Raw genomic sequence first — 11,092 nt, 5'->3', positions numbered from 1 at the left:
ATAACTCTTGTGGGATGGGCATCTTGCCCGTCCTAGTTATTTTTGCAAGAGGTCTACTGGTGGCGGGCCCGAACTCGCGCAATCCCAAACTTCTTCCCTATCACCTTCAGAAAAATGGGCTTTCAATTTTAAAGATTACACCATTGACCACCAAGGTTTAAACACCCTAAATATCAAAGTTGATTACGGCTTAAAACCGGGAATTACCAAAAACGAATATCCAGATTTTGTGCCAATTTACCAAAGTATTGATAACTTCCTAGTTAACTACCCGAACGAAACAGATTTTTGGGAAATTGTTAACAAAAATTTGACAGAAAAGGTGCTTAATGAAAATCCGGTACTGACAGATATTAGCATTCAACTAGAAGTTTTGCCAACAGACAGATTGCCCTACGATCGAACAAGTACCGTTTTCCGCAGTCGTTCCGGTCAAATCAAAGAAAATGGTAATTTTTCCTTAAAAAACTACGCAATTACTCACCAAGGATTGAACAAGATCAATATTGATATAGGTTACCAGTACAAGCCGGAAATCACCCCAAATGAATATCCAGATTTTCGAGAAATTTACAAGAGCGTTGATAACTTTTTAACCACATATCCTAACGAAACAGATTTTTGGGAAATTGTCAATAAAAACTTGACTCAAAATATCCTCAATGAAAATCCTACATTGGCGGCAATTGATATCAATATTAACGTTTTGCCAAGCCAAAGCTTGCTCTACAACCGCACCAGCAAAGTTACTCGCACTCAACCCAGCAATCCTCAAGGAACTTTCCTAGTTAGCAATAGCAGGGGAAATAATGTACTTCGATTTGACGGCAATACCGGCAATTTTCTAGGCGAATTTATTCCACCAGGAAGCGGTGGTTTGTCCAATCCCGATCAGATCGTTTTTGGGCCAGATGGCAATGGCGATGATAAGTCGGACATTTACGTTGCTAGCGGCGACAAGCCCGGAAATTCGGGAGAACCGACAGCATCTGCGGTATTGCGGTATGACGGAATTACTGGCACCTTTATTGACAAGTTTGTCGGTGATAATCCGAACACGGCGGGCGATGAAACTGGCGGATTGTTTCGCCCTTACGGTTTAGCTTTTGGCCCTGACGGTAATTTTTATGTCAACAGTTTTTTGAGGTACCAAATTCTCCGATACAACGGCAAAACAGGACAGTTTATTGATGTATTTGCTTCGGGAAATCAGCAAGCGGGAGGATTGAATGGTCCGAACGGTTTACTGTTTGCTCCTGATGGCAATTTGTACGTGACAACGCAGGGCAGTGTTGCTCGCGATGGTAAAGCAGATTATAGCGCAAGTTTCCCCAGTCAGGTGCTGCGTTACAACCCGCAAACCGGGCAGTCAAGTATCTTTGCTTCGCCCGATCCTTCGCCTCGCAGTCAGGGATTTACAAGTCTTTTGGGAATGGCAATCGGCCCGGCTGACGGCGACCTTTATGTCAGCGATTTTGCTAACGATATCAGACGCTACAAGTTAAAAACCGGGGAATTGGTCAAGGTTTTATCTACCAATTATACTGATACTTCGCCCAGTAGCAATTATCTAGGTAGTTTGGCTTTTTCGCCGATCGGCAATTTGTTTGTACTGGGCTTTGACAACCGCGCTAATGCTAACAGTGCCGGCGCTGTTTTGCGGTATAATGGCAAGACTGACGAACCGCTGCCCATATCGGGAAACCCTGGGTCGAGTAACAGTTCTATTTTTGTCCCTCCCGACAGCAAGCTACAGCGTCCAATAGGAATTGCTTTCTTTCCGTCCGATGCTCAACTGACGCAGAAATGGAATTTTACATTGGCAAATTACCCAGTTAATCATCAAGGGTTAAACAACCTGAATATTGATGTAAATTATAAGTACAAAGAGGGGATTCAAAATTATCAGTATCCTGATTATGTGCCGATTTACAAGAGTATTGAAAATTTTTTAGTCAACTACCCAAACGAAACGGATTTTTGGGAAATTGTTAACAAAAATTTGACCGAAAAAGTGCTTGCTGACAATCCGACCATTTCGTCGCTGACGGTTAATTTGGATGTTTTACCGACGAACCGATTGCCTTACGAGCGCAGCAGTACCGTTACTCGCACTCAAGATGGTAAATTAGGTGAAGCCTGGGATTTCAAGATTCCGAATTACTCGATCGCTCACCAGGGTTTGAATAACCTCAATATTGATGTCAAATATCAGTACAAACCCGGAATTAGGCAGGATGAATATCTAGACTTTGTGCCGATTTACACAAGCATCGACAATTTCTTGACTAATTATCCAAATGAAACGGATTTCTGGGAAATTCTTAATAAGAGTTTGACACAACAGGTGCTGGCCCAAAATTCGGCTTTGGATTCCTTGCAAATTAATCTGGAAGTTTTGCCGACTAATAGATTGCCTTACAATCGAGCTAGTATTGTGTCGCTCGCTTAGCCTCTAATTGAAAATTAGATGAACAAATTTTGACAAAAAATACATACTTAGCTACCGTAAGGGTACGGCTAACTACGCTGTGTAGAAACCGGGTTTTTGCGCGTCCAAGACTAACGCATTTAACTTATTGGCTGAAAATAAAAAAATACTTTTTTTAAGAAATCCGGTTTCTGAATGAGAGCGAGTTTGCCAAGCTCCATCTTGGGATAGATGCCTTTGCTCCTCTGCATTGGATATATAAATAGTTATAGACGCAAATAAGGTCAAAAACCAGGTTTTAGGGTTAACATCGATCGCTCACAACCTCGGATTTTGACTCTTAACCGGGTTTTTGTGCCTCCCGGACTCAAAAAGATAGTTTTTTTATCGGCTCTCGCGATCCACCGGCAAACCGGGGCAGAGGTTCCAGCAGAAAGCGGAGCAATTTTTGATCTTTTCTTTAGATCGGCGATCGAAATTGATTTCAACGAAATCGCCAAATACTTTGCTAAACTTACTCAGAGTTAATCTTTACAGGAATTTTTACTGTGGAAAATTGCAGAGTAGGGAAAATTAGTTGGAGTGTTAAATAAGTCTAGGCATCGAAACTGTACCCCATCAAACACAACTTTAGGTAGGTCTAAGTATGTTTGCTATCAAAGGAACACTCAAATTAAATAATAGAGAAGCGACTTTGATGGCGAAACACGCAGGATTGAGACGGGTTGTTTTTAATATGGGATTGAGTCTTCGGACTCAAATGTATGGTGGCCTCAAGCTTTCCGACTCGAAAGTGATTAACGAACTCAAAAAAGTTTTAACCAAGCACGTCAAAAAACAACCGGGATTTGCTTGGATGAATCAATTGTCTAGCCGAGTATACCAAAACGCATTAATTGATTTAAAGGATGCTTTTAATCGGTATCGCTCATCCTTGTCAGGTCATTCAACATTCGCTAGTCGTCGAGATAGTCAATCATTTACAGTAGATTCGTCAAATCCTCTTGTTGTACTGAATGCTGGGAATACGATTAAGATGCCTACAGTAGGGACATTCCCGGGCCATGAGCCAGTGGAATGTGGTGAAAGTTTCCCAGACTTTTACCCTATCAAAAGAAGGAAGTCGTTGGGAAAGTCTCATTCTCCGTTGACGGGGAGTGCAAAGAAGTCCAACAAACCCAATCATCAGTAGGGATTGACCTAGGAATTACAGCCTTTGCTACGATGTCAAAAAATCAATTTATTGAGGTCTCAAAACCGTTAAAGCAAGCGAGCAATATTACAACATAAAGCTTAAAAACAAGTAAAAGGAGCTAATAACGAGCGCAAAACCTACAATAAAATGACGCGGATTCACTCCGGGCTATCTGGCATTCGTAAGGAGTTATTACAGAAGTTGAAAACTCCCACATTTAAAAGTTTAAAACTGATTAATATTGGAGGGTGGAATGTGAAAGGAATGATGGCTAATCATAAACTTGGCTTGGCTATATCTGACCTGGGCTTTTATGAATTCAGGCGTCAACTTGGATATAAGTGCAAGATGTATGGGGCAACAAGAGTGCTAGTCGATCGATGGTTTCCTAGCTCTTTGACTTGCTCGATCTGTGGTAACAAACAAGATACGCAACCCTCGTATCAGGACTTACGATTGTCCATCCTGCGGTATCTCGATTGACCGTGATTTAAACGCCAGTATCAACATTTTGGAACTGGCAACCCTTGGCAGGGGGATAGCCTACTTATCTTGGGATAGCCGAGTCCCTCCACTACGTTAGACCCAACAGCGTAGGAATTAAACACTAATTATCTCAAGACGGCTTTGGTTAAGTTTAGATAGATTTTATGCAGCAGTAAAGAAGGGAAATATTCAAGGGATTTCGAGGAAATATTTAAGTAAAATATATTTCAAGAGTCCGGACAGTTTTTAGTCCGGAGGCTGAAACCCCGGATTTTCCGTTGGTAGCGAACTTGCCTTGGAGCATTGAAACCCTTATTTTACGGCTGGCAATCAAATACTGTCCGCATTACTGATATTTAAGTAAAAGGAATTTTTGTGAAAAAGCTCAATATCCTCTTAGTAGAAGACAGCCCCCTAGATGCCGAACTGATTGAGGCATATCTAACCGATGGCGGTCTAGAATTTTCTCTGCTGTGTGTGGAAACTCGGGAAGACTTTGCCGCGGCGCTGGAAAAACACTGTTTTGACATTATTTTGGCAGATTATATGCTGCCTTGTTTTAACGGAGAAGTAGCGCTGGAAATCGCCCGCGCTACTTCTCCGGGAGTGCCGTTTATTTTTGTGTCGGCTACTTTGGGCGAGGAAGTGGCGATCGAAACTTTGAAAAGCGGCGCTACTGATTATGTTCTCAAACGCCGTTTGATGCGCCTAGTGCCGTCGATTCAGCGGGCCCTGCGGGAAGTTCAAGAACGGAACGATCGCAAGCAAGCCGAAGCACAGCAGCAGGAAAGCGAAGCTCGATTTCGGATTATGGCAGATACCGCGCCGGTGATGATTTGGATGTCGGACACTGACCAACTTGGCGATTACTTTAACAAAGTTTGGCTGAAGTTTACCGGTAGAACTTTGGCGCAAGAAATGGGTACTGGTTGGATGGAAAGCTTGCACCCCGATGACTTGCCAGAATGTCGGGATATTTACCGGAGAGCTTTCGACGATCGCAGCGAGTACCGGATCGAATGCCGCCTGAGGCGCTATGACGGGGAATACCGCTGGGTTTTGGGTACGGGTGTACCCCGGTACAGGCCCGATCGCACTTTTGCAGGTTACATCAGTTCTTACATCGATATTAGCGATCGAAAACTGGCAGAACAAGAACGCGTTGCCGCTTTGTCGCGCGAACAAGCAGCCAGGTTGCAAGCAGAAGAAACAGCTAAAGCGCTGCAATCGGCAAACAATCGAATTACTAGCATTCTCGAAAGCATTACCGACGCTTTTATCGCGATGGATTTAAAGGGTAACTACACCTATGTCAACCAAAAAGCTCAAGAGCTTTTAGGCAAGTCAAAAGCCGAGTTGATCGGTAAAAATGTTTGGGATATATTTCCCTGGGCTGTCGATTTACCGTTTGCCAAAATGGTTGCCAAAGCATTAGCAGAAAAGGTAACGATCGAGTATGAAGAATTCGTGCCGTTATGGGATAAGTGGTTGAAGGTGCGTTTTTATCCTTCGGATTCTGGTTTGTCGGCTTACATCCAAGACGTTAGCGATCGCAAGCAAGCAGAATCTGCACTCAAAGCTAGCGAAGAAAAGCTGAGAATGTTGGTGGAAGCTAACTTGATGGGGATTATGTTCGGAGATGTTAACGGCGGTATCATGGAGGCCAACGATGAATTTTTGCGGATAGTTGGTTACACGCGGGAACAGTTGCTGCGCGGGGAATTAAACTGGATTGACATGACGCCGCGGGAGTACCAGTCTCTCGACGAGAAGGGGATTGAAGAGGCACAAGCAACGGGGGCTTGCACTCCCTACGAGAAGGAATTCTGGAGGAGAGACGGCAGCCGGATTCCGGTGTTGATCGGATATGTTTTGCTCGCCCAAAACCGACAAGAATCTGTGGCTTTTATTCTCGATTTGACGGTTGGCAAGCAGTTGGAAAGAGAACTGCACGATCGAGCCGAGGAATTGGCGCGGGCGAACCGGATTAAAGACGAGTTTCTGGGAACTTTGTCCCACGAATTGCGGACGCCGCTGAATGCGATGCTGGGATGGGCGCAACTGCTCCGCAACCGCAAGTTTGACGAAAAAACGACTGTTCGGGCTCTGGAAACGATCGACCGCAATACGCGCTCGCTGGCAACTCTGATCGAGGATTTGTTGGACGTGTCGCAGATTATTACCGGCAAACTGTCGCTGAATTTGCGGTGGGTGGATTTGATTTCGACTGTTGAGGCTGCGATAAAGACTCTCGCGCCCGCGATTGGGGCAAAAAATATTGAAATTGTGACGGATTTCGACAAAACTGCGGGGCGGATTTTTGGCGATTCGGGCCGCTTGCAACAGGTGGCGTGGAATTTGCTGTCGAATGCGATTAAGTTTACTCCCGATTGCGGACAGGTGAGGGTGGCGCTGCGGAGGCTGGAGGAGACTCCTGCCCCTGACGAATCCGCTTGCTGTAAAAATTTGTCGGTGACTAATGTGGAACTTGAGGTCAGTGACACGGGACAAGGGATTACGGAAGAGTTTTTGCCCCACGTTTTCGATCGGTTCAGCCAAGCTGACAGTTCTACAAAGCGACCTTACAACGGATTGGGTTTGGGTTTGGCCCTAGTGCGCCATTTTGTGGAAATGCACGGGGGGACGGTGCAAGCGGAATCGGCCGGCAAGGGACAGGGAGCGAGCTTTTTGGTGAGATTGCCAATTAAACAGCCGCATAGCGACTGCGGACTTTCTGTTTCCGGATCCGGGGAGTTTGGGGCTCCTCCAACCAAGGCGCGAGTCCGTGTAAATAAGTCTTTTGTCAGCAGCAATCTTTCTGGAGTGCGGGTGTTGGTGGTGGATCTCGATGCGGATTCCCTGGATTTTGCGTGTACAGTGCTCGAAGATTGCGGGGCCCTGGTGGAGACAGCTAGCTCGGGAATGGAAGCCCTGGAAGCGATTGAAAGGCTGAATCCGGATGTGTTGGCGATCGATATCGAGATTCCGGCCCCTGATGGAGAGGATCTGCTTCCGCAAGTGCGCGAGCTCGTGGCGGACAGGGAAATTCCGGCATTGGCGTTCACGGCGGTTGGTAGGGTAGAGGAACGGGTACGGGCGCTGCAGCAAGGTTTTCAAATTTACGTACCCAAGCCGATCGAGCCTGTTGAGTTGGTCGCGGTGGTGGCAAGTTTGGCGGCGCGATCGAACGATTTTAGATTTTAGATTTTAGATTTTAGATTGACTCCGTGAGGAGGGATGTCCGAATTAGAGCTAATTTGTCAAGCCTCAAAAGTTATATATTTAATTTAGGTCAAAGTTTTTAGCTTTTGAGCACAGGTGCAGGGGCGATCGCCCTTAACAGTATCTCCTCCAATCTCAAGTTCAGCAACTAGGTGCTTCATTAAGCATGAGTAGCGGTCACAATTAAATCTAATTTGTCAAGCCCCAAAAGTTATAAATTTAATTTAGGTCAAAATTTTTAGCTTTTGAGCACAGGTGCAGGGACGATCGCCCTTAACAGTATCTCCTCCAATCTCAAGTTCAGCAACTAGGTGCTTCATTTGAAAAATATTCGACCGGGGGTCAATGCTTCTGACACTCCTGTATTTCCCGCCTTGCAAGGATTTTTTTGCTTTTTGAGGTGAAGTGGTTGCCCGGTTCCCACTATCGACGGCTAGATACCAATTGCACCCGGCCGGCATCCATTTCATCCATTAATAACTCTAAAGCCTCATAATCAATATCCGAGATGTACCCCAAACGGGTGAGCTCGTAGTTGATTTCGTTTTCAATGTCAGGCGTCAACTGCTTAATGTAGAGGGCTTTTTCTACAAGTTGACGAATAGCATGAGTTGCTTGCATAGTAGGTCGGAGAACTCCGTACACTTTAATTTTCCTCTGAACAGTCTAGCGAACGCGTGATCTAAATCAGAACTAACAAGTGATTTCAATTACATTGTTCAGTTTAACCTAACAGCTAGGGCAGGGTCGATCGCAATTTTTAGAGTTACCAAGAGTAAACTGCTGCCATAAAGAAAAAATAGTATAGTAGCTTACTATTCCTGGGCAAATCTTACGCAAACTTTCATAAAAAAGAGTCAATAAATAAAGATTCAGTAAAATTACTGAAAACAACAGCTCAGTTTCCCTCAGAGTAAGTTACTCTCAGATTTATAAACTAAGTTTAGGCTTACTTTTGTCCAGCGCAGTAGTTAAAAATACTTAGTAACCACAGGTTTGACCTATGCAGACACTTCTTGCCCGTAAACCAATTACGGTGATTCGACCCCTAGAGCACCTGAATGCAGCCACCTCCGGAGAATTTGGACGGCAACTAATGACAGAAATTTCAGCCCCCGGGGTTGTAGCGGTACTGGTAGATTTTGCCGAAGTAACATTTATGGACAGTGCCGGTTTGATGGCATTGGTTTCGGGCCTCAAGCAGGCGAAAAAAATGGGGCGCAGGTTGAGTATTTGCTCGGTATCCCCCGGGATTAGGATGATTCTGGAACTCAGCCAAGTCGATCGAGTTTTTAAGATATTTGAAAACGTCGATAGCTTTGAAGCCCAAAACTCCTGCGCTTCCAAGCACTGGTAGAGTCTCCTCACCGGCTTCAACAGGCAACAAAACACAGCAAATTCGGTTAAATGGCCCAAAAGACAGAGGACTGTCGTTGGCGTGTTGGCAGATTTTAAGGTAGGCTGCTTAAGAGTCGCAGATATTTAGCGAGTCGAGCCGTGGCAGTAAAAGTCGAAGAATTACTTACAGCAGAAATTAATCAGCCTGCTCGTTATCTGGGAAACGAATTGGGGGCTGCCCACAAGGATTGGGACGGGGCGTCTGTGCGCTGGGTGCTCACTTACCCAGAAGTGTATGAAGTTGGTGCTTCCAATTTGGGGCACATCATCCTTTACAACATTTTGAATGCTTTGCCGAGGCAGTTGTGCGATCGAGCTTATTTGCCCGCACCAGACTTGGCAGCAAAACTGCGATCGACTCAAACTCCCCTGTTTGCGGTAGAATCCAGGCGATCGCTCACAGAATTTGATATTCTGGGCTTTAGCCTCAGCTACGAACTCGGAGCAACAAACATTCTGGAAATGCTGGATTTGGCCGGCATTCCCCTAACTTGGAAAGAAAGAGCGACAAATGACCAAAACGGTCAAATGCCGCTGATTTTTGCTGGGGGGCAAACAGCAACTTCCAATCCCGAACCCTACGCTGACTTTTTTGACTTCATCGCTTTGGGAGATGGAGAAGAATTGCTGCCAGAAATTGGCTTGATTTTGGCATTCGGCAAAACTAATAATTTGAGCCGAGAAGCATTGCTGCTGGATTTAGCGCAAATTCCCGGTGTATACGTCCCGCAATTCTACGATATGGCGGCCGACGGTTCTGTTCATCCCAACCGCCCGCAAGTTCCCCGGCGAATTCTGCGCCGCGTGGCGACTCCGATACCAGCTTATTCGATCGGCCTGGTTCCCTACGTCCAGACAGTACACGACAGACTGACAGTAGAAATCCGCCGGGGATGCACCCGCGGCTGTCGCTTCTGTCAGCCGGGAATGCTGACTCGCCCCGCGCGCGATGTCGAACCGCACCAAGTCGTCGAGGCGATCGAACAGGGGATGCAAGCCACCGGACACAGCGAGTTTTCCCTGCTTTCCCTCAGTTGTTCCGACTATCTGGCACTCCCAGCAGTCGGGATGGAAATCAAAAATCGCCTGAAAGATAAAAATATCTCTCTGTCTCTACCCAGCCAGCGGGTTGACAGATTTGACGATAATATTGCCGACATTCTCGGCGGTACGCGACAAGGCGGTTTGACTTTTGCCCCGGAAGCTGGTACTCAGCGGATGCGCGACATCATTAACAAAGGTTTGACGAATGAAGAATTGCTCCGGGGTGTCAAAACTGCGGTCGATCGGGGCTGGGATAAAATCAAGCTGTATTTTATGATTGGTTTGCCCGGCGAAACAGATTTTGATGTTCTGGGCATCGCCGAAACAGTCCGCTGGCTGCACAGGGAATGCAGGATCGATGGCCGGCGGGGACTGAATTTTAACTTGACAATTTCTAATTTTACGCCTAAGCCTCACACTCCTTTTCAGTGGCACTCGGTTTCTACTGCTGAGTTTTCCCGCAAGCAAAAACTCCTTAAGGGAGAATTTCGGGGGATGCGCGGCGTGAAGGTGAATTACACTGATGTACGGATTTCGGCAATGGAGGATTTTGTCGGACGGGGCGATCGACGTTTGGCTGCTGTAGTCCGCCGCGCTTGGGAACTTGGCGCGGGTATGGATGCGTGGTGGGAAAGTTTGGATCAGGCTTACAAAGCTTGGACTCAGGCGATAGATGAATCGGGCCTTACCTGGAAATACCGCAAAGTCGAAAACGGCGAGTGGAATCTTTTTGAGAAGGAAGAGGAGAAGGAAGAAGTCCGATGTCCGTCGGAAGAAGGAAGTTCGGCAACGGATTCTGTAACGGATGTAACGGATGTAACGGATGTCAGTCCGATGTCCGTCGTCCGAGGGAAGTCGGAAGAAGGAAGAGAAATCAAGGAAGATTTTCCCAATTCTCCCAATATCCCCCTCTCCCCTTCCCCCACTCTCCCCCTCTCCCCCTCCCCCAATCTCCCCCTCTCTCTTGATCAGGCCCTGCCTTGGGATCACTTAGATACGGGAATCGACAAAAACTGGCTGAAAATTGACTTGCAAAAGGCTTTAGAAGCAGCGACGGTTCCCGACTGTTCCTTTGAAGGGTGTTCGCGCTGCGGTGTTTGCGGCACCGATTTCGGACACAATGTGGTTGTGGATGCGCTGCCAATTCCAGAGTTTGCCGGGGAGTTTGTCCCGAATACCGAGCGGAAACAGCGTTTTCGGGTTTGGTTCGGGAAGGTGGGCGATATGGCTTTGGTTGGTCATTTGGATTTGATCCGATTGTTCGATCGAGTAGTCCGCAGAGCGGATTTGCCCATTTCTTTTACGGGCGGGTTTCA

At 46.4% G+C, this 11,092-nt stretch carries 8 protein-coding genes; 7 read left to right on the top strand and 1 reads right to left on the bottom strand.

Features of this window, described 5'->3' with window-relative positions:
* The first annotated feature begins 7 nt into the window (after nt 1-7).
* From ACUVJL_RS38125 to ACUVJL_RS38105, 5 genes are all read left to right on the top strand, one after another.
* A complete protein-coding gene (locus tag ACUVJL_RS38125; protein WP_445250557.1) occupies nt 8-2,452 on the top strand; it encodes an NHL repeat-containing protein in 2,445 nt (814 codons plus the stop codon).
* A gap of 625 nt (nt 2,453-3,077) precedes the next feature.
* Complete coding sequence (locus ACUVJL_RS38120; protein WP_445250556.1) at nt 3,078-3,623, top strand: hypothetical protein; 546 nt, start codon at nt 3,078-3,080, stop codon at nt 3,621-3,623.
* A gap of 150 nt (nt 3,624-3,773) precedes the next feature.
* A complete protein-coding gene (locus ACUVJL_RS38115; protein WP_445250555.1) occupies nt 3,774-4,109 on the top strand; it encodes a zinc ribbon domain-containing protein in 336 nt (111 codons plus the stop codon).
* Nucleotides 4,039-4,209 (top strand): zinc ribbon domain-containing protein, encoded by a 171-nt coding sequence (locus ACUVJL_RS38110; RefSeq protein ID WP_445250554.1) that lies wholly within the window; start codon nt 4,039-4,041, stop codon nt 4,207-4,209. The genes ACUVJL_RS38115 and ACUVJL_RS38110 overlap by 71 nt, the downstream gene beginning before the upstream one ends.
* A 278-nt stretch (nt 4,210-4,487) precedes the next feature.
* Nucleotides 4,488-7,316, top strand: a complete 2,829-nt coding sequence (locus ACUVJL_RS38105) for a PAS domain S-box protein (RefSeq protein WP_445250553.1) — start codon at nt 4,488-4,490, stop codon at nt 7,314-7,316.
* A 441-nt stretch (nt 7,317-7,757) separates the two neighbouring features.
* On the opposite strand, the gene ACUVJL_RS38100 is transcribed toward ACUVJL_RS38105, so the two are convergent.
* Nucleotides 7,758-7,955, bottom strand: a complete 198-nt coding sequence (locus ACUVJL_RS38100) for a hypothetical protein (protein ID WP_015176637.1) — start codon at nt 7,953-7,955, stop codon at nt 7,758-7,760.
* A gap of 382 nt (nt 7,956-8,337) precedes the next feature.
* On the opposite strand from ACUVJL_RS38100, the gene ACUVJL_RS38095 reads away from it, so the two are divergent.
* Both ACUVJL_RS38095 and ACUVJL_RS38090 read left to right on the top strand, forming a co-directional pair.
* Nucleotides 8,338-8,691: an STAS domain-containing protein gene (locus tag ACUVJL_RS38095; RefSeq protein ID WP_445250552.1), complete on the top strand. Its 354-nt coding sequence runs from the start codon at nt 8,338-8,340 to the stop codon at nt 8,689-8,691.
* A gap of 140 nt (nt 8,692-8,831) precedes the next feature.
* The coding region (locus ACUVJL_RS38090) for a TIGR03960 family B12-binding radical SAM protein (RefSeq protein WP_445250551.1) at nt 8,832-11,092 on the top strand (2,261 nt) is incomplete at its 3' end.

Source organism: Microcoleus sp. OTE_8_concoct_300, from assembly GCF_031383065.1.
Classification (GTDB): Bacteria; Cyanobacteriota; Cyanobacteriia; order Cyanobacteriales; family Microcoleaceae; genus Microcoleus.
Note: the sequence above shows the minus strand (reverse complement) of the source record. Positions and strands in the feature narration are given on the sequence as shown.